At 44.0% G+C, this 21640-nt stretch carries 11 protein-coding genes; 5 read left to right on the top strand and 6 right to left on the bottom strand.

The features are described 5' to 3' along the window. Positions 1–5: 5 nt before the first annotated feature. Both M3P07_RS14675 and M3P07_RS14670 read right to left on the bottom strand, forming a co-directional pair. Positions 6–3041: an aminotransferase class III-fold pyridoxal phosphate-dependent enzyme gene (locus tag M3P07_RS14675; protein ID WP_249970686.1), complete on the bottom strand. Its 3036-nt coding sequence runs from the start codon at positions 3039–3041 to the stop codon at positions 6–8. 3 nt (positions 3042–3044) lie between these two features. Continuing rightward, entirely contained in the window at positions 3045–5087 is a 2043-nt protein-coding gene (locus tag M3P07_RS14670) for an MGH1-like glycoside hydrolase domain-containing protein (RefSeq protein WP_249970685.1), read from the bottom strand. Between the two features lie 293 nt (positions 5088–5380). Between M3P07_RS14670 and M3P07_RS14665 the strand changes: the two genes are divergently transcribed. The 5 genes from M3P07_RS14665 to M3P07_RS14645 all read left to right on the top strand — a co-directional run bounded on the left by M3P07_RS14665 (position 5381) and on the right by M3P07_RS14645 (position 15627). Next, positions 5381–5941 carry an RNA polymerase sigma-70 factor gene (locus M3P07_RS14665; protein ID WP_249970684.1) on the top strand — a complete coding sequence of 187 codons (561 nt, stop codon included), beginning with the start codon at positions 5381–5383 and terminating at the stop codon, positions 5939–5941. Between the two features lie 119 nt (positions 5942–6060). Next, complete coding sequence (locus M3P07_RS14660) at positions 6061–7188, top strand: FecR family protein (protein WP_249970683.1); 1128 nt, start codon at positions 6061–6063, stop codon at positions 7186–7188. A gap of 92 nt (positions 7189–7280) precedes the next feature. Beyond that, on the top strand, positions 7281–10655 hold the full coding sequence (locus tag M3P07_RS14655) for a SusC/RagA family TonB-linked outer membrane protein (protein ID WP_249970682.1): 3375 nt from the start codon (positions 7281–7283) through the stop codon (positions 10653–10655). A gap of 33 nt (positions 10656–10688) precedes the next feature. Next, the gene (locus M3P07_RS14650; protein WP_249970681.1) at positions 10689–12209 is read left to right on the top strand and encodes a RagB/SusD family nutrient uptake outer membrane protein; all 1521 of its coding nucleotides are present in this window, start codon (positions 10689–10691) and stop codon (positions 12207–12209) included. Between the two features lie 94 nt (positions 12210–12303). Continuing rightward, a complete protein-coding gene (locus M3P07_RS14645; RefSeq protein WP_249970680.1) occupies positions 12304–15627 on the top strand; it encodes a VCBS repeat-containing protein in 3324 nt (1107 codons plus the stop codon). Between the two features lie 8 nt (positions 15628–15635). On the opposite strand, the gene M3P07_RS14640 is transcribed toward M3P07_RS14645, so the two are convergent. Genes M3P07_RS14640 through M3P07_RS14625 form a run of 4 tightly spaced genes read right to left on the bottom strand, consistent with a single transcriptional unit; the run spans position 15636 to position 21592 of the window. After that, entirely contained in the window at positions 15636–15818 is a 183-nt protein-coding gene (locus tag M3P07_RS14640; protein WP_249970679.1) for a CPXCG motif-containing cysteine-rich protein, read from the bottom strand. A gap of 37 nt (positions 15819–15855) precedes the next feature. Next, positions 15856–17175 carry a TolC family protein gene (locus M3P07_RS14635; RefSeq protein WP_249970678.1) on the bottom strand — a complete coding sequence of 440 codons (1320 nt, stop codon included), beginning with the start codon at positions 17173–17175 and terminating at the stop codon, positions 15856–15858. Next, positions 17172–20459, bottom strand: a complete 3288-nt coding sequence (locus tag M3P07_RS14630) for an efflux RND transporter permease subunit (RefSeq protein WP_249970677.1) — start codon at positions 20457–20459, stop codon at positions 17172–17174. Before M3P07_RS14630 ends, M3P07_RS14635 begins: the two co-directional genes overlap by 4 nt. Next, entirely contained in the window at positions 20456–21592 is a 1137-nt protein-coding gene (locus tag M3P07_RS14625; RefSeq protein ID WP_249970676.1) for an efflux RND transporter periplasmic adaptor subunit, read from the bottom strand. Before M3P07_RS14625 ends, M3P07_RS14630 begins: the two co-directional genes overlap by 4 nt. Between the last annotated feature and the right edge of the window lie 48 nt (positions 21593–21640).

The raw sequence follows: 21640 nt of genomic DNA, 5'->3' as shown, positions 1-21640 counted from the left end.
TTTGGTTAGGATAGATTGGCTTGCATAAAATCTTCTGCAAGGATTTTTTTCAAATAATAAATTAGTTCATTGGCGTTCTCCATGGAGAAAACTATGGGAGGTTTGATCTTGAGAACGTTGTTGTCCGGACCGTCGGTGCTCATCAAGATGCCATGGTCCTTCATTCTGTTTGCCAGATAATCAGCCTTTTCCCCCAAGGGTTCCAAATTGGGCCTTACCAGTTCAAATCCCAAGAACAACCCTTGCCCCCTCACATCACCAATAATGGGAAAATCAATCGCCAAATTCTTTAATTCTTCTTTCAGAAAGTCGCCAACCGTTTGGGCATTCTCCTGCAGCTTTTCCTTTTTTACCGTGTTGAGCACTGCTGCACCAATGGCGCAGGAAACCGGATTACCACCAAAGGTGTTGAAGTACTCCATACCATTCGCAAATTTTTCCGCAACTTCCCGGGTACAGGCCACCGCGGCCAAGGGATGTCCGTTGCCCAAGGGTTTACCTATGGTCACGATATCGGGAACCACCCCATGAAGCTGAAAGCCCCAGAACGTTTTCCCTACACGTCCACATCCCACTTGGACCTCATCGGAAATACAAAGCCCGCCAACCTTGCGCACATGGTCATAAGCCTTTAGCAGAAAACCTTCGGGAAGCTCAATTTGTCCACCACAGCTAATGATGGATTCCACAATAAACGCACAGACCCCACGGCCTTTAGCTTTTATGTTCTCTATTTGAAGCTGGACCTCATCGGCGTATTTCGACCCTGAATCCTTGCCCCTGTATTTACCCCGAAAGGCATCGGGTAACGGAAAAATATGGGTGTGTTCAGGGGCTCCAGTACCTCCCTTTCCATCAAATTTGTACGAACTGATATCCACACACATATTGGAATTCCCATGATAACCCACTTCCGAGGCAATGATATCCCTTTCGCCAGTTGCCGCTTTTGCCATGCGAATGGCCAGCTCATTGGCCTCACTACCCGAGTTCACAAAGTGAAGTACGGAAAGTTCTTTGGGCAGCGTTTCCAGTAGCTGTTCAGCAAAGGCGTTGATATTTTCGTGCAGATAACGGGAATTGGTGTTGAGCAAAGCCATTTGCTCCTGCCCTGCCTTAACAACGGCATAATTTTCATGCCCAACATGGGCCACATTATTTACGGTATCCAAATATTTCCGTCCCGTTTGGTCAATAAGATACTGTCCCGCACCCCGAACCATTTTAATGGGCACTTTGTATTGTAAACTGAGGCTTTTGCCCAGGTGCTCGTTTCTATATTGTAGTAAGGTGTTGTTGGCAACAGCCGCCTTGGGTTCAAGATTTTTATTCTTAAAAAGCAGATTGGGGTCTGGACACAATCCACCCCATACGTCCAGTTGGTTGTGGTAGGCCACTCCGGGAAAGTCATTTTGATAACCCAACAAGGACAACATCAATTGAAAATGGAGATGGGGCGCCCAATTCCCATTTTCTGGATACGGACCCAACACTCCAATGCGGTCGCCCGATTGGATTTTGTCCCCAACCTTGTGTCTGGTCGCGCTGGCCACCGTTAAATGCCCATAAAGGCTAAAAAACTCCAAATCCTTTTCCTGATGCTTCAGAATAACGAGTCCTCCATACTCTTTGTTCCCTTCATCATTTATGGCGGTTACCACCTCTCCATCCCACAAACTATGAACCGGGGTCTGGGCTGGCAGCCAAAAGTCTACCCCAAGATGCACTGTCCGGCTTTCCCTTCCTTGATTCCCCTGCTTATCGTAAGATGAAGTTCCATATAGGGCCCTCGGTTCCAAATAGCCCCCAGCAATTATTTTGTTCGGATGTTCCTTTTGCAGTTGATCAAACTTAAATTGGAGGAAATCCAAATCATTGAATTCTTCCTGATGCCCTACCCACAGACTGGAAACACTCAAATCCACGGTATGTACCTCCTCCGTTTGGAAGGATGGAAACAAGTCGCTTAGACCAAAGGTATTTGCCTTGGCCCATTGCTCGAATTTCTCTCTTTGCGGATGCGGGTTATACCCACACGCTTGCCTAAAGGAAAAAAGAGCAAATTCCGGGTTGATTTCACGCCATTTGTGGAGTACTTCCCAAGCAGGTTTTTCACTGATAAGCAGATAGGTGTTATCTGGCTCCTTAATTTTGTTCAGACCCGATTTGGTTACTGAAATGACCAAACGCATGGCAATGGCCAGATAGAGATGTTCCAATTCGGCTTCCATAAGAGGGAGGGATTCGTGATACCCTTTAATTATGGGCAATGCAGCATCCAAGGAATCGTTATGGTGCATTATGGCATAAGCGCAGGCAATGGCCACATCATTGATTATTTGGGTGTATACGGCATCCCCATAATCAATGAACGCCCGGACCTTGGGAGCGACCAAATCCTCTGTTACGATAACGTTGTTGTCATTGGCGTCGTTGTGGACCACTCCTTTCCTCAGTTGCGAATATGACACTTGGACTTTTTCAAAGGCTTCGATGAAAAAGGAAAGAATTTCCCTTTCCTTTCCACTAAATAGGTCCAAATGTTCCTTTGTCCATAGGGCTTGGGCCACGTCCCACTCAAAATCCCTATGGGCCATGGAATGATCAAATCCTTGTAAGGCAAGGGCCAAGAGACCGCATTGTTGTCCCAAACTGGTTCGCAGTTCATCCAACTGCGGGTTTACCTTGCTCCATATTCGTCCAGGAATCCAAGTAAGCAATCTAACTTTTCGGATGTTCCCGTTATCGTCCGTATATTCCGAAATTACCTTTCCATCTACATCTTTTATTACCTGTGGGGATATTATCCCCTTATCCTTTTCCACCACATATTGTAACAATGCCTGCTGGTATTCCAGATAAGAAACCTCCTCATCCGCCCTAGACACCTTTAAGATATACCCCGCTCCTTCAGGCACTTTGATTCTAAAATTAAAATCAACTTCTCCTGGTAAGGGATGAGCTTCCCCTGAAATATTGAACAGTTGTTTAACAATCCCTTCTGCTTGGGTGGAAGTTATTTTCAGCGCTTGGTAATCCATGTATTATTTATCGTTTGTCAATAGCATTATAAGATGGGCAGCACTCCAACTAAAATTTTTCGCATACAAACCCTTTCCTGTTAGGGGATGGTAGTTCTCATGTATGGGAGTTCCTTTTTGAAGCAGACCCTGTGCCCCTTGAAGCAACTTTTCCGTGGTTACATCTGCATCTGCGGTATAGCCATAATTCCTCAACCCTTGTATCCCAAAATAGGCTTGGTCCAACCAATTTGGCCCTCTCCAATACCCATTCATGGGGTCGAACTTGGGGTGGTCTGCGGCCATGGTCTGAAAAGGTACTTTTACATTAAACTTATTGGGATCCATCATTTTATCCCGTACTGCCTTGGCCTGTTCCTTACTGGCCACATTGGCCCAAAGTGGAATCCATCCCTCACTACCGGCACCTTTTATAAAGGTATTCCCTTCTAGGTTGGTATCATAGTACCAACCGTTTTCAGTATCGAAAAACTGTTCTTGAATTCTTCCCTTGAGCGCTTCGGCCTCTTGTTTCCAAGTTTTGGATTCTTCGGGCTCCTGGACCCATTGGGCAATTTCGGCCAAGTATACTTTTTCAGCGTATAAGTAAGCATTTAAATCCACACTTTCTTGATCTAAGGAGTATGCTCCAACTCCGTTTTGCACAATTTTGGAATCATCAAAGCGAATGGCATTGTCCATGCCACTTTCCCATTTTGCTGCAATTAAGGTTCCGTCCGTTGAGCCATATTCACATAGGCCATCTTGATCATGGTCCCTGTCGGCATACCACCATTGATGGTATTTTTTTAGTTTGGGATACATTTCCTGCGCAAAAGTGGAATCTGCTTTTGTTCTTAGGATTTTGGCAACTGCCCAGGCTGCAAGGGGTGGTTTGGTATCCCTAAAGTTATGGGCTTCAATGGTTGTATCGCGATATACGCAATCCACAATAAATCCATTTTCCAGCTGAAAATCGAACATGGCCCTCATCTGGTCCTTTGCCAATTCTGGGGCATAGGAGGTCAGCCCCACAGCATGTTTCCACGAGTCCCACGACCAAAATCCATGAAACCATTCGTAGTGATAACTTGGAAAAAGGCCCTGATGTTTTAATTCCCCGGCAGGAATACGCCAATTGTTCTGGAGCGTGAGATGTGCTTTGGCCAAGACTTGGGCATGGGTACTATCTTGAAAAACTTGTCGGCCGTTGGCAACCAGCTTTTCCAATTGCGCTTCCTTTTCAGCTTTTCTGGTTCTTAGCAAAGCATCGAAATCTACCTTGGCTATTTTTTCACGTTCCAATTCCCAGGAATATTCTGGAAAAATAAACGTATGTGAAACCAAAAACGATTTGGAATCTCCTGGTTTTAAATCCAAGTTTTTGGTAGTTGCGGTATAAGAAAGTCCTTCCTCAACGGCCATGTCCATTTCGTCGTTCAAAAATTGGATATATCCTATGGCATTGCTCCGGTCAGATTCCAACTTCAAATAATCATTTTCTTGGGAGATCCTGATTCCGGTATCGAACAATTTCGAAGAACACCGAAGCTGCAAAGACTGGGTTTTATCGGAACGATTGGTAATCTGGGTTCCAATAATGGCCGTATTCCCTGACAAATAGGTCAGTTTTTGCTTTACTTCGAAATTTGAGTCAGAAAATTTCCGTTCCAGATGACTGGAGTAACTTTTTTGATCACTAAGGGCTTCCTCCCAATCAAACGCTTCCTGTTCTCCATCCAAGGTAAGCTCAATTTGGGTCAGGTTCCGGCTTGCCCAAACCCCGTTTTCCTGTGTCATTAAATAAGGCCCTGAAAAGCCACTAAAACTATTTCCAGAATTTGGAATACTATATGCAAACCAGGCACCTTGGTCTGAGAACATAAGCATGTCCCTATCCCTGGTATCTTTTGGGTCGCCTAAGAAATCAAGGATGTTTTCGGCAAGAGCAAGGTGTTTAAAACTGTCCCGGGCCTTTGGTGATTCTTGGGTTTCGCCACAACCAAAAAGGAGCAACATCAACAGGAGGCAGGAAAAGAAATAATTGTCCATTCGAGTATCTTCCATACATGTAAAATTATGGTTTTGAGTAAAAGATTGACATCTTCTTCAATTTGATACGAACGAAAAGAAAATTTCAACGAAAGGAAAAAACGTTGATCAATTGGACGGACGCAATGTACAAAAAAATCATTTTAAAGATAATGTGCCCCCAAGTCTTTACTTATCCTTAATTTTAATATTAGCTATTTTTGGACGTTAGCCAGTTTGGAATTTGTCACCAAAGGGGGATTGGAAAAATAATATCAGGTGCTTGGGTTGAATACCCAAAATCCAAACAAGCTTTTAGCAAAACTAACTTGGACTCAAACTCAGTTATACAGGAAATTCGGAATCAAAACCGGTTTGTCTACAAAAAGTTTTTTGAGGACTGCTATCCGGAATTGGTCCAATACGCCAACAGCTATCTTTTTGACCAGAATTGGAGCGAAGATATTGTGCAGGAGGTTTTTATCCATTTATGGGAAAAAGCCAACGACCTGGACATAAAGACCTCGTTAAAGGGTTATCTGTACGCCATGGTGCGCAACCGCTGTCTCAATTTTCTCAAATCCATCAAAATTACGGATGATGCAAAGGTATTGGATATGCAGTCCATGCTAAGCTCGGATTATGACCTAGAGTTTTTTTCCAATGATGACCTCAAAATCATCCACCATCAATTACTTAAGGTTGTAGAGGCGCTTCCTGATAAAATGCAGCAAATTGTGAAAATGCGATTTATCGAAAACTATAAATACGCAGAAATTGCTGAGGAATTGGGAATCACTGTAAATACGGTAAAGACCCAACTCAAAAGGGCCAGGCAAAAAATCACCCAACAAATGGCAATTGTTCTTGCGCTGCTAGCCACTCAATAATTTCTCATGAAAATTGAGGTATTCTCGATTTGCGATACCCTTTTTTAAATTTTTGTCATTTTTTTGTCACCCATTTTATCTTTTTCATTGTCTTATTAAAAAGTAAGCGAAAATTATACATGGAATTTAAGTTCATACTTAAAAAACTGAACAACACCCTTACCGCGGAAGAGGAACAAATCTTTAACGATTGGATTGCCGAATCGGAGGTACATAAATCCTATTTTGAAAAGGTGCAGGCCAACTATATGGAAACTCCCGATATAGTTGATATTAGAAAGGGTTGGGAAAGCATTAATGCAAAAATCAAATCCCCAAAGGGGGTAAATAATCTTTGGAAATATGCCGCAGCAGCGGCTGTACTGGCCTTATTGACCCTTCCATTTGTGCTGAACAGGGAAGAACAACCTATCGAAACACCGACGATCACCAATGTGGATGAGGTTATTGAGATTGGCACCGACAAGGCTACCCTAACCCTCGAAGACGGTACCAAGGTGCCTTTGGAAAAAGGGAAATCCTATACCACCCAATCCCTTACTAGTAACGGGCAACAACTTGTATATACCGCCAATTCAGGTGATAAAAAAGAAATTCAACAAAACACCTTGACCATTCCTCGCGGAGGTCAATTTTATTTGGTGCTGGCAGATGGAACCAAAGTTTGGTTAAACTCAGATACCGAACTACGGTATCCTGTGGTATTCGGGCCAGATGCACCACGAAAGGTGGAACTGGTCTACGGAGAAGCCTACTTCGAAGTTTCCCCTAGCACTGAACACAATGGGACCCATTTTTTGGTGGCCACACAAGGTCAGGAAGTGGATGTTTTGGGGACCGAATTCAATATCAAGGCATTTAATGAGGATACCTATATAGAAACCACTTTGGTAAATGGGAAAGTTGCCATCAAAGATGGCGCAAACACCCAGAATTTAACCCCTGGATTACAATCGCGCTTGGACAAGGGCACCAGAAAAATGAGCATTGCCGAGGCAGATGTGAACAATGTTATTTCTTGGAAAGATGGATTGTTCAGTTTTAAAAACCTGCCGCTGACCGAGATTATGAAGGTATTATCCAGATGGTATGATGTGGATATAGAGATGATTGATGAAACGAAGGGGCAAATTACTTTCAACGGGGTATTCAACAGAAATCAAGAACTAGAAAATATTCTTTCAATAATTGAAAACACGAACGAAGCCAAATTTACAGCTAAAGGAAAAACAATTATGGTAGAATAAAAAAAGGGATGGAGCTTAGACCTGGACAATTTAAACTTCCATCCCATGTCGATCAATTAATTAAGTATTAACTAACTAACAACTTCAAATTTATGAAAACAAAATTTGTTGGGCTACCTATGTTGTATAGGAAAAAGCTCCTGTTTGTCATTATGAGGACCTTTATCTTTTTATTTTGCATGGCATCCTTTGGTTTTACAACCAAGATAGGTTTCTCCCAAGACAAAAAAATTGTCATCCATGCTAACCAAGAACTCTCGGTAGAAGAGGTTTTTGATCTGATCAGGGAACAAACCGATTATTCATTTATCTATCGTTCCGACCTTTTTGCCAACGCCCCCAAGGTGAAGGTTAAAAAAGGCAAAACCAAGATCAACGAGCTATTGCAGCGCACGTTGTCCTTTTCAGACTTTGAATATCAATTATCGGACGAAGGTTCCATCCTTCTTATAAAGCAACCCGTATCCGTCCAAGCTAAACCTGTTGCCATAATCCAGCAGGTGGTCTCCGGAACAATTTCCGACAAAGATGGGGTTCCCCTATCGGGAGCCACAGTAAATCTTAAGGAAGACTCTTCCGTGGGTGCCCAGGCAGATTTTGACGGAAATTATAGTGTTGAGGTGCCAGGACCTGAATCCACATTGGTGTTTCGCTACTTGGGTTTCGTGACCAAGGAAGTGATCGTAGGTAACCAAACCACGATCAATGTGGTTTTGGATGAAGACGCCCAAGGCCTTGAGGAAGTTATTCTGGTAGGTTTTGGTACACAGAGGAAGGCGGAACTTACCGCAGCAATTTCTTCAGTAAACGTTGAGGAAATCCAAAAAATACCAACGGCCAATGTGGCCACCTCCCTTCAAGGACAGGTAGCGGGTCTTAATGTGGCCATTGCCACCGGTGCCCCTGGAAGCAATCCCATTATCCGAATTAGGGGATTGGGAACCATCGGAAACAATAACCCTTTAGTGGTCATTGATGGTATTCCAGGTGACCTATCCTATATCAACCCTTCGGACATTGAAGATATCAGTATCCTTAGAGATGCATCTGCTGCAACTATATATGGTTCCAGGGCATCGAACGGGGTTGTTATTGTAACCACCAAGAGAGGACGTTCTGGTGACCCTAGGGTGACCATCGGTTCCTATGCAAGCACGCAATGGGTAAGTAACAACGTTGATGTTGCCGGTAGAGATCAGCACAACCAAATAAAGTTAGAAGCTTATAACAATGCTGGGGATACCCCGGCACCCTATTTGACCAATGGCACGCAATATGCAAATTCCGATTGGGTTGGAGCATATATTGACAATGCCTTTGAGCAAAAGCACGATATTGGAATTTCGGGTGGTACGGAGAACATGAAATACAACTTCTCCGCTGGATTTTTTGAAAATACCGGAACCGTTGTAAATACCGACTTTAATAGGTTGAGTACTCGTTTGAATTTGGACTTTGACCTATTGGACGGACGCTTAAACATTGCGCCAGGCCTCAGTTATACTAGAGAGAACACCAAAGGTATTTTTGAGCCTATTGGCGGTGGAAATGCAAGTTTTTCGCCATTTCTACAGATATACCAACAACTTCCGCACAAAGAAATCTTCGATTCCAACTCGCTTAACGGTTTTGCCACCCCACCATCCGAGCTGGGTTCAGGAAACCCCGTGGGTGAATCGGAGCTTAATGATCGGACAGATCAAGATGATTACCTGCAATTCAACATAGCGGCCACCCTTAAGTTGTTCGATGGCTTAAGTTATAAATTCCAATATGGTGCCAATATCGAGAACACACATTTCTCCAATTTCTTGCCGACCTATAATTTTGGACCGCAAGCCATCAACGAGAATCCATTTTTAACGGAAAATAGGACTAGGACCAACGAGTGGACATTGAATAACACTTTGAACTATCGCAAATCCTTTGGAGCACACGATATTGAAGCCCTTTTGGGGGTATCCCGTGAAAAAAGTGAGTTTAGGTCTGCCGGGGGTTCCAACAACGAGTTGGCTTCCGATCAGTTAAGGGCACTTAGTTCTGGTATTGGAGATGAGTCATCCTTCGGATTTAACTCAACCAGTACATTGCAATCCTACTTTGGGCGATTGAGCTATGACTTTGATGATAAATACTATGTTCAAGGTAGTATAAGAAGGGATGGATCTTCACGTTTCGCCTCAACTAACAAATACGGAACATTTTATTCTGTGTCCTTAGGTTGGGCCATTCACAATGAGGATTTCTTCAATTCTGAAGTTATAAGCCAACTAAAGCCTAGATTTAGTTATGGTACGCTTGGAAACCAATTGATTGGGGACCATTTGTTCTTGGCAAGGATTGGTTCCGGTGGTCAACAGCTCAATTACCCCTTTGGAGAGGGAGCAAGTCAACCTATAGTGGTAGGAGCCATCAGTACTTCCCTACCTACCCCAGACATTCAGTGGGAGGAAACTTCGACCACCAATATTGGGGTGGACCTAGGTCTATTGCAGAACCAAATCAAGTTCTCATTTGACTACTTTACCTCCAAGACCACGGACATGTTGGTGAATGTTCCTATTCCGGCTACTTCCGGAATTACAGCTTTCCCTTTGACCAACGGAGGAAACTTGGAAAATAAAGGTTGGGAATTCTCAGCTTCCTATAACAATGGTTCTGGAAATGACTTTACCTATAGCGTGAGTGCAAACATTAGTGGTACTTCCAATGAGGTTACCCAACTAGGTGTGGCGGACGAGTCCTTTACCGATGGATTTATTGAGTTCAACAACTTCCCAACCACCCGAACCGAGGTTGGAGGTGAAATCGGTAGGTTCTATCTATACAAAGCGGATGGAATCTTCCAAACGCAAGCTGAGGTTGATGCCCATGGGGTACAACCCAATGCCGCTCCTGGTGACCTACGTTTTATGGATACCAACGGAGACGGAACCCTGGACGATGATGACAAGCAATACATGGGAAGTGGCCTGCCTGATTTTGAGTACGGAATCAACTTTAATGCTTCGTACAAGAACTTCGATTTGAGCTTGTTCTTCCAAGGCACCCACGGTAACAACATTTTCAATGGGGTTAGAATGTGGCTATACAGAACGGATAGGTCCAATATGTCTGCAGACTTGGTGAATGCTTGGACTCCAGATAACTCTGGCTCTAGCATCCCAAGAAACGTTTTTGGAGATCCCAACAACAACATCCGTCCTTCAAGCTACTTTTTGGAAGATGGGTCGTATTTCAGATTACGAAATGCACAGATTGGATATACTTTCAAGGATAATGTTCTTGACAAACTTCCTATCGATAACCTTCGACTGTATTTGACAGCTACCAACTTGTTCACGATTACCGACTATTCTGGATTTGATCCAGCGCTTGGTAACGGAGGAACATTTACAAGAGGTGTGGACAGAGGTTTTTATCCCTTGTCGAAATCCTTCATTTTAGGATTGAACCTATCACTTTAACCAAAAAAATTGAACAAAATAACAACGAAGATCATGAAAAGGAACAAGTATATCATAATCGTGATTTTGGCCATTTTTGGGCTAAATTCATGCAGCGATGACTTTATAGAGGTCCAAAACAAGGAAGTGCTTACCGATTCCAGTTTTTGGCAAACCGAGGATCATGCATTACAAGCCTTGACCTCTGCCTATGCCGCCTTGCACAGTTCTAGTGGAAGTAAGTGGGCATTTTTTGAAGAAATCTACACCGCAATGGCATACAAAGCGGACGATATGGTCAATAACACCGCCGAGACCTATAGCAGGGCTTTGGCAAGTTTTACCAATACCACTGAAGAAAGTGGGCCTTTTAACATTTGGCGAAGTGCCTATGCCGGTATTGGCCGGGCCAACCAAATCTTGCTTCGCGTTCCAGAAATGGAAAGCATTTCGCAACAATCCAAGGATGTAATTGTGGCGGAAGCCAAATTCCTAAGGGCTTACTACTATTTTTGGTTAGTAACCGGATTTGAGAACGTACCCTTGGTAATCACTTACGAAACCGATCCGGACAGCCTATTTCCCAACCAAGCATCTCCTGCAGAGGTTTGGGCGCAAATAGAGACGGATCTTTCAGAGGCCGAAGCAAATCTTTTAACGGAGCATGCAGCCGAATGGAGAGGAAGAGCCACCGTTGGTGCTGCCAGAGCCCTATTGGGCAAGGCCTATCTGTTCCAGGAAAAATGGTCGGAGGCCGAGTCCAAGTTCGCCCAAGTAGTTGCCATGGATTATGCGCTTTTGGAAAACTACGAGGACAACTTTAACGGGAATGGGGAAAACGGTAGTGAGAGCGTTTTCGAAATCCAGTTTACCGGAGATCGTTCCAATGGAAATGATGAGAGACAGGTATTTAATTTTGAGGTTTCTCCCTACGCTTTTGGAGGATGGGAGCTCTTTTACCCATCCGAATGGTTGGTGGAAGAAATGAGAACCGATGTTAATGCAGAAGGTGACCCAAGTGACCGTGTTTACGCAAGTATTTTCTTTGACGACCCCGGTTCCCAAATGTATAGCCGGGATACGGATACGGAAATTGCTTATAGCGATGTGGCTGGGGAATTGAACCATCCAAAGTATTTCAAGAAGTACTCCTTCAATGCGGACACCAACTTCTATAACGGTACCAACATCGCCTTGATTCGCTATGCCGATGTATTGCTGATGTATGCCGAGGCCTTGAACGAAAACAATAAAACCGCCGAGGCAATTGTTGAGGTCAATAAAGTAAGGGAAAGAGGTGGTGCTGTTCCATTGGCCGGTCTATCCCAAAGCGAACTAAGAACCCAGATCCGCCATCACGAGCGCCCTGTTGAGCTTTCCATGGAGTTTGGTATCCGTTGGTTCGACTTGTACAGATGGCAGCGAGGAAGTACCGCTACGGAATCCATTAAAACCACTTTGGAAGATCACAATAAGCCATTTGCGGAGAATTTTCAAGATAAACATATACTATACCCAATACCATTGCAAGAGATCAACATTAATGAGAATCTCGAGCAAAATCCTGGGTGGTAAACAACAATTTTCGAGTAGTTAGTTTTAAGTTTCAGTTTTGAACATCAACACCTAAAGGTATTTTTATCTTTAGGTGTTTGTTTTTACCATAGTCGTGATCAAATACAAACTCCATATTATCCTAGCTGTTTGCCTTTTGGGTACAGCTTGTCGCCAAGAAGAAGGAACCCGGATCAAACAAGAAACTGGGACTCCATCCAGCTTGTTTGAACAAGTGTCACTTGAACATAGTGGCGTTGGTTTCAAAAACACCATCCCAGAAAGTGCAGCCATGAACAGTATGGTCTATGAATACTTTTATAATGGTGGCGGTGTGGCCATAGGGGATGTGGATAATGACGGCTTGCCAGACATGTATTTCACGGCCAATCTTGTGGACAACAAACTGTACAAAAACAAAGGAAACCTACAATTTGAAGATATTACGGAAAGCGCCAAGGTAAAAGGTAGCTTCGGATGGACTACTGGGGTTTCCATGGCCGATGTGAACGCGGATGGTTGGTTGGACATTTATGTGTGTAAATCGGGTAAAGGAAAGGCCAAAGACCGCGAAAATTTGCTGTACATCAACAATCAAGATGGAACCTTTACCGAACGTGCTGCTGAATTCGGCCTCAATTTTCCAGGGTACAGCACCCAGGCCTCGTTTTTCGATTACGATCGTGATGGGGATTTGGATATGTTTCTGCTCAACCACAACGTTACGCCCATCAACACTAACAACCCGGAACAATTCAAAAATGAAAAGAACGAACTTGTGGGAGATTGTCTTTTCAGAAACGACAATGGCAAGTTCACCAATGTTTCCGAAGAAGCCGGCATCATCAGAAATTCAATGGGCTTTGGATTGGGAGTATCCGTTGGGGACTTAAACCGGGATGGTTGGCCAGACATTTATGTGGGCAATGATTACATCGAGCAGGACTACCTATATTTCAACAATGGCGATGGTACTTTTTCAGAACAAATCAAATCGTCCATGGGTCATACCTCAAACTTCTCCATGGGGACCGATATGGCCGACATCAACAATGACGGACTTCCCGATATCCTTTCCCTAGACATGGTCGCCGAGGACAACTACGGCATCAAAACGAGCATGAGCGGCATGAATCCCAAAGCCTTTAATCACGCTGTGGACCATGGATTCCATTATCAATATATGTACAATGCCCTCCAACTCAATAATGGCCGAAATCAATTCAGTGAAATTGGACAATTGGCCAATATTTCAAGTACGGATTGGAGTTGGGCCCCGCTTTTTGCCGATTTTGATAATGATGGTCATAAGGATCTTTTGGTGACCAATGGCCTTAAAAGGGATTTTAGGAACAACGACTTTAAAAAATACAAACTAAAAAGACTCCAACAGGCCAAGGAAAACGGAGAAAAAATGTCTGCGGTTATCGAGGAATTGGTAAAAAAGTCCCCACAGCGAAAGGCCACGAACTATCTTTTCCAAAACAATGGGAATCACACTTTCTCCGATAAATCTTTGGAATGGGGAATTAAAATTCCGACTTTTTCCAACGGGGCAGCCTATGCCGATTTGGACAATGACGGCGACTTGGACCTAGTCATCAACAATATTGACGAAGCAGCCACAATTTTGGAAAACAAGAACGGCGGCAATTTTGTCCAGTTTCAGTTCCAGGGTAGTCACCAAAATAAATGGGGTATAGGGACCCAAGTATCCGTAGAAACTGAAAACGGAACCCAGTTTTTAGAAAACTACCCGACACGGGGATATCAATCCAGTGTGGAACCCTTGCTACATTTTGGGTTATCGAACAATGGTTCCGCACATAAAATTACGGTCACCTGGCCCGATGGAAAAATCCAAGAGTTAACTGATGTCCCTGTCAATCAAAAAATGGTTTTGGACTACAAGGATGCACAAACCCCTACCCAACCTAAAGGACTTTCAATTCCTGAAACCTTTAGGGAAGTATCCCATAAACATGCATTGAATCACCGCCATCATGAAAATGATTACGACGATTTCCTATCGGAAAGCCTTTTGCCCCATAAAATGTCCCAAGAAGGACCTGCATTGGCTGTGGGCGATATCAATAATGACGGATTGGATGATTTTTATGTTGGGGGAGCCGAAAATTATCCTGGCGCCCTCTATGTACAGGACGAAGATGGCAAGTTCAAAAAAACACCTCAGCAAAGTTTTACCGCAGATAAAAAACATGAAGATGTGGATGCCATCTTTTTTGATGCCGACCAAGATGGGGATCTAGATCTATATGTGGTTAGTGGCAGTAATCAGCATAACCCCCAGTCCCAATTTTACGCAGATAGGTTCTATCACAACCATCAAGGTCAGTTTACCAAGGTTCCAAATGCTTTTGACCAACCCATTTTTGCAAGCGGTTCTGTTGTTCGACCCAACGATTTTGATCAGGACGGTGATTTGGATTTATTTGTTGGCGGGCGACAACTTCCAGGTCAATACCCCCATGCTGGGGAAAGTACCATATGGCGAAATGATTCCCAAAACGGCCAGATAAAATTCACCAATATAAACGAGGTGTTATTGGAAGATTTGGGAATGGTCACCGATGCGGTTTGGGGGGATATGGATGGAGATGGATGGGACGATCTGGTGATTGGCGGCGAATGGATGCCAATTACCATCTTAAAGAACCATAAAGGTTCCTTTTCCAACATTTCCCAAAGTGTGGGATTGCAAGATCATACCGGATGGTGGTTTGGACTCGAGGTGGCCGATTTTGATCAAGATGGCGATATGGATATTGTTGCTGGAAATCTAGGATTAAACAGCAAGTACCAAGCTTCAATTTCCGAGCCCTTTGAAATATATTCCAAAGATTTTGACCAAACAGGCTCGCTGGATATTGTCCTTGGCTACCACCAGCAGGGAAAGGAATTTCCATTGCGCGGCCGAGAGTGCAGCTCAAATCAAATGCCCTTTATCAAGGAAAAATTCCCTACCTATCACGACTTTGCCTCAGCAAGTCTGGAAGACGTTTATGGGAAGGAAAACTTGGCTTCGGCGCTGCATTACAAAGCCAAAACCTTTGCCACTACCTATTTTGAAAACTCAGGTGATGGACAATTTACCCCACATCCACTACCCGCTTTGGCCCAGCAGACCACAGTCCGGGAAATCTTATCCAAAGACATCAATAAAGATGGTCATTTGGATATGATCCTTTTGGGAAATCTATTGGGCTTTGAAGTTGAAACCCCACGTCAAGATGCCGGATACGGGTTGGTACTTCTTGGTGATGGAAAGGGTGGTTTCAAGGAACAATCACCCTATCAAAACGGTCTATATATTAATGGCGAAGTGGCCAAAGCCTCACCAATTCGTTTGGTCAATGGGAAAGAAGCCTTACTCGTTGCCAGAAACAACGATTCCCTCCAATTATGGGAAACTCAATAGATCAATACTCATTGTCCCAACTCGTTGATCTCAAAGCGTGTCAATTCCCCATTTTCAAAAGTTACAATAGCCTGAATGGGATTGCAACACACCTCGCAATCCTCCACATAGGATTGTTGGTTTACCGAGGTATCCAAAAGAAATGAAATCTCTTCCCAACAATAGGGACACTGAAAAAAATGCTCCAACATTTATTTAGACACAAGACTTTTGATACAAGATATGAGATCAAAAATCAACATTGAGGAGCTGCCCACTTACCTGTAGCATTTGTAATTCAGCCAATTTGGCGCTGTACTTGGCCTGACTTTGGGCCAATTCCGCATTTAGAAGGTTCAATTGGGCCTGTCTGAATTCAATGGACGTAATCTGCCCCAACTTGTAACGCTCATCTGTTCGGTTAAAGTTATCTTGGTTGGTCTGAAGGTTTTTTTCCTGTACCTCCAGCACGTAGAGGGCATTGGTATAACTGTCCCAAGCATTTCGAATATCCCGTTCCACTTCCAATGCGATTTGCTTTTGAAGCAGTTCTTGGGTCTCGTAGTTGATTTTTGTGTTCTTTATACCGGTAATACTTCGTCCGCCATCAAACAGATTCCAAGTTAGGTTTATACCACCTGTAACACCGGTGGCAGTATTCTGCACCACAAACGCCAGCGGACTGTTGTTATTGGATTCGTTCCAACCGTAAGTTCCCGTAAGCCCAATAGTAGGCAGGTAAGCACTTTTCGAAGCTTTAAAATTGTAGTTGTTGATATTTAACTGCTTCTCGGCAATGCGCAGGCGAATATTGTTTGACTTGGCTTCATTGTGCATATTTTCCATCTCTAGGCCCGGCACAAAATTTACTGCAGTATCGGCGGAAAAATCCATGGATAATTCCCGATTGAGAATTAGGTTCAGGTCCCGCATGGTATTGCGGAGCTGTTGTCTGGAATTTAGCAAGTTGATGCTATCGGTGTTGATATCCACTTCTGCATTTAGCACATCCAGCCCTGTGTTTTGACCATATTCGAATTGGTATTCCGCTCTTTTGAGCCGTTCCTTGGAGATTTCCAATGCCTGCTCCAAATTTTCGGTGTTTTCCGTCAACCGGGCTACCTCATAATACACCGTAAATAACTGAAGAATAGTGGTTTCTATGGTCTGTTGCACCTCCAGTTCGGACTGTAGGGAACGTTCTTTGAAACTTTTGTAGTCATAATGCCTTCCCAACCCATCAAACAAGGTGTAGTTTACATTAACGGAGGCATTATAGCGCCTTGTTTCTACACCATCCGCCGTTCGGGAATCCCCATTGCCCAAGGTTCCCTCCGTATTTTGTCTATCGATGGTTCCACCGGCATTGGCAGTCACCGTAGGTAAATATCCGGAGTTAAGGATATTGGCATTGTTATCATCAATTCGCTTGGTGTTTCGAGCCACTTGGATGCCCAAGTTATTAGCCAAGGTCAAGTCGATGGCTTCTTCCTTGGTTAAAAGTGGTTCTTGGGCCGAAACAAAAAACCCTGATAAGATAAAGGGTAGGGTAATTATTAAATATCTCATTCTAATGTGCCTTCTAAAACTTTGGGAGTATTTTCTTTTCCGTTGTGGGAAGTGCTCCCGTTTTGACTATAGAGCCCCTCTTCCATCATGTGCTCTTCTTCATTTTTTTCCCGAATGGAACGCTCCACTTCTTCACGCGTCGCCTTCTCGCCAGTCCACATTTGCTTTACAAATACCTTAACATGATTTCCGAAGGAAAGGAAAATGGGCAATAACAGCAGGGTTAGAACTGTGGCAAAGCCGATACCGTAGGCAATAGACAATGCCATGGGCTTTAAAAATTGGGCCTGCCTGCTCTTTTCCAAGAGGAGTGGGGCCAAACCAGCTATAGTAGTAATGGAGGTTAAGAAGATGGCTCTAAACCTGGAGCGACCAGCTTCATAAATGGCATCATCAAACTTTAACCCATTTCTAAGGTTTGTATTGAACTTGCCGATAAGTACCAGCCCATCATTGACCATGATTCCGATAAGGGCAATGATACCTAAAAGGGACAGAATATTGATCGGGAAATTGTGTATCCAGTGCCCCCATCCCACAGCAGTTAAGCTAAATGGCACCAAAAGCAACAACAACAGGGGTTGACTAAAACTTCGAAACGTAAATGCAATGGTCACAAATATCAGGAACAGCACCGTTAAGCCTGCAAAACGCAAGGAATTCTGGAATTTGTTCGCTTCCCGGTTCTGGCCTTCGTAAGAAGGGGTTATGGTCGGATATCTGGAAAGAATATCTGGCATAACCTCATTTCTGATCCAAGCCATGGCATCCGTACCACTTGTGGTCTGTGGATCCGTTAAATCCGAGGATATCTGGATTTCCCGTTGACCATCCAAATGATTCACGGCCACGTCTCCCCGCTCTATGGAGTAGGAAGCTATTTCTTTTAGCGGTACTTTATCCCCAGAAGGGGTTAAAATGCGCATTTCGTCCAAATCCGTGATCGAGGAACGATCGGTCCTATCGTAGCGGACCCAAACCCTAATTTCGTCCTGCCCGCGTTGAAAACGCTGGGCTTGTGTACCAAAGAATCCGGCACGTACCTGGTTCATCACAGCTCTAAGATCAAGTCCTAGCAAATAAGCGTTCTCCTTTAGCTCCAAACGGATTTCCTTGATCCCTGCAGGATCGTTGTCCGCCACATCCTTCAACAAGGCATTGTTCAACATAGCGGTCTTCAACTCTTCCTTGGCAGCTTTTAGCTCAGCAATATTGTTTCCCAACAAGGAAACCGATACAGGATCTCCCCCAAAGTTTCCTCCGGAACCATAGATCAAGCTTTCCACACCGATCACGGGGCCTACCAATTCCCTAAGTCTTCCCGTAACCATACTGGAAACAATCTCATCCGGGCGTTCTTCACCAGGTAAAAGGTTGATTATTAAGGTCGCAGTGGAAGAACCAGGGCCCAAGGTTTTCAGCATATTTTCAAACAGCACCTTATCGGTACCCTGAAGGTATTCCTCAGTTAACTCCTGGTTTACTATTTCGGCATTCTCCTGAATCATGGAGATGATGGAATCCGTAACCTTTTCATTGGTTCCGTTGGGCATTTGAAGCTCCACGGCAATTCTATCGCTCGCAATCCTAGGGAAAAATGCTGTTCTAATGATTCCTCCGCCGATAGATCCAAAGGTCAAGGTAAGTGCCATAAAGAAAAAGGAGAATGTCAACACTTTGTACTTTAATGCAAAGCGCAGGGCCGGACTATACCACTTGTCCCGCATCCAAGACATGGATTGATCTCCCAATTTGTTGATTACCCTAAGTTTGGCAAATATTTGTCCAATGCTTGATGTGGGATCCTGGCTCTTTGGTCGCAGCGCTTTTGAATGGGCCAAGTGGGCAGGTAGAATTATCAAAGCCTCCACAAGGGACACCACCAAGGTCAAAAGAACAATAACCGATACCTCACCAAAAAAGTCCCCTATTCGTCCATCCAGGAAAAAGAAAATGGAAAAGGCCAAAATAGTGGTAATTATAGCCGAAAGGATGGGAGGAATCACTTCCATGGTACCATCTATGGCCGCTTTGATCGGGCTTTTGCCTTTTTCGTAGTGCTGATATATATTTTCCGCAATCACAATCCCATCATCCACCAAAATCCCGATTACAATGATCATCCCGAACAAGGAAAGCACGTTGATAGTAACATTGACCATGGGTGCGAAAACGAACATTCCCAAAAATGCAATAGGTAGTCCAAAGGCCACCCAAAAGGCTAAACGGGTATTCAAGAAAAGGGAAAGGAACAGGAGCACCAAGATCATCCCTATGATGGCATTTTCAGTAAGCAGGTCCGTACGTTGTGTCAGGGTTTTAGATTGATCACTGATGACCTCCAATTGCGCATTGGTGTATTTTTTATTGAAATCCTCTATATATTCCTTTACGTTTTCTGCCGATCCGATCAAATCTTCGGTATTGGTACTGGTAACTGTTATATTCACCGAGAGCTCCCCATTGAGAAAAGAAGCGTTGGGGGTTTCTGAAAAACGGTCGCGGATAATCGCTACATCCTTTAATCGAACCGCCCTTCCCGAAGCATCGGCACGGACCACAACATTGGAAAGTTCATCCCCATAATAGGAACGGTTATTGGCCCTGATGAGGTATTCCTCAGCATTTGTTTTGATATTCCCTCCGGTAACCAATAAATTGGTGTTGGAAACTGCTTGGGCCACTTCGTTAAACGATAGATTGTAGGCCAAAAGACTGTTTTCATTGACCGCAATTTCAATTTCCTCTTGCGGGTAACCCGAAATTTCAATCTGTGAGATGCCCTCAATGGCGCGCAGGTCATTTTCAATCTGTCGCCCAATTTGTTTTAGGGTGGATAAGGGGATATTATCCCCACTAACTGCAAAGGTGATGGTGGGTCTTACCGGCTCCAATTTGCCGACAATCAACGGTTCCATGCCTGATGGGAAAGTGGGCACTTGGTCCACAGCATTCTTGACCTCCAAGAGCATAAAGTCGATGTCCCGTCCCTTTTCAATCTCTACGTTGATGCTCCCACTATTTTCCCTGGAGGTAGAGGTAACACGTTCCACGCCTTGCAAGCCCTTTAGATTATCCTCAATCTTGAGAACAATCCCCTCCTCAACCTCTAGAGGGGAGGCACCCGGGTAGGCAATGCTGATCAAAATATTTTGGGAATCCACCAAAGGAAAAAAGGAGGATTTTAAAGAAAGTGCCCCAACTATTCCAAAGATGAAAAAGGCCAAAATAATCACATTGACCGCAACGTGGTACTTGATAAAATAGGCAATGACCTTTCTCACGACTTGGCTCTTTTAGTTTGTTCCTGGTTGAACACTTTTACTTCCATACCGGTATAGGCCCCAGAAATCGCCTTGGAAACGATTACCTCATCATCGGGTACATTTTTAAGGACGACGGTTTTGTCCGTGAAGTACACCGGATTCACATCAATAACATCCAAAACGGTATCCCGCACAACGAAAATCTGATTGTTCTCCAACAAAAGGGAACGATCTACCTCAATGGCATTGGTCTCTTCCTTGGCCTCCAAATGGGCTTCAAGGTATTGTCCCTCCTTAAGGCTTTCATCACTTACTTCGATATATACGGTGATGGTTTGGGAATTTTGGTCCACCCGCCCATTTACGCGGATAACCTTTCCTTGAAAGCTCTGGGTTTTCTCCAAATTGGATAGCTCCACTTGTTTCCCCACGGTCAGGTAATCGCCATAGGTCTTACTTACGGATACTTCAAGTTCGTATACTCCGGTATTGATAAACTCCCCAAGTTTTTGTCCCGATCGGATCAAGGTCCCCTCCGTGACCAAAGCATCTGTTAATATGCCAGTAAAGGGTGCCGAAATTGTGTATTTGGAGAGTCGTTGTTCTAGATTTTTTACATTGTAATAACTGGATAGCACACCGCGGCCCGAAATAAAGAACTTTTCCTTTTCCGTGGTCATTTCCGGTAATTTCGGCGTGGTCTTTTCCAAATCAAAGCCGTTCAGATAAGATTGCCATTTTGAATAGATTTCCGGATAGTCCAGTCTCAAATCCGGCATAATGGAGGTAAGCAAATTGTATAAATTGCTCTTTGCGGACTGTACGGTGGCGTAATACTCGTTGGCATCTATTCTGATCAGGGTTTGCCCAGTGGAGTACTCCTGTCCGGTGCGGAATAATTTGCTTCCGGTTCTAAAAACCCCCTGTACCTCTGAGAATAGCTCCACCCTCTTTTTTGCCCTTAAGTTTCCATTGGCCGGAACCACTATGGGAACGGTCATATTTTTTACCGTATCCACAAAAACGGTCTTCACTACCTTTTGTGAAGGGGGTCTACGGGTTTTCTTGCTTCCTGCTATCATTTGGGCAAGAAAAATGGACAAAAAAATGATGGCGCCGCCTGCCACGGCCGAGAATATTAGCTTTCGCATGAGTTGGTACTGGATTAGTCTTTGCAAAACTATTGGCAATAAAAGCTT

It is taken from the genome of Flagellimonas myxillae (assembly GCF_023502235.1).
Taxonomy (GTDB): domain Bacteria; phylum Bacteroidota; class Bacteroidia; order Flavobacteriales; family Flavobacteriaceae; genus Flagellimonas; species Flagellimonas myxillae.
This window is presented reverse-complemented; position numbering and strand designations above follow the sequence as displayed.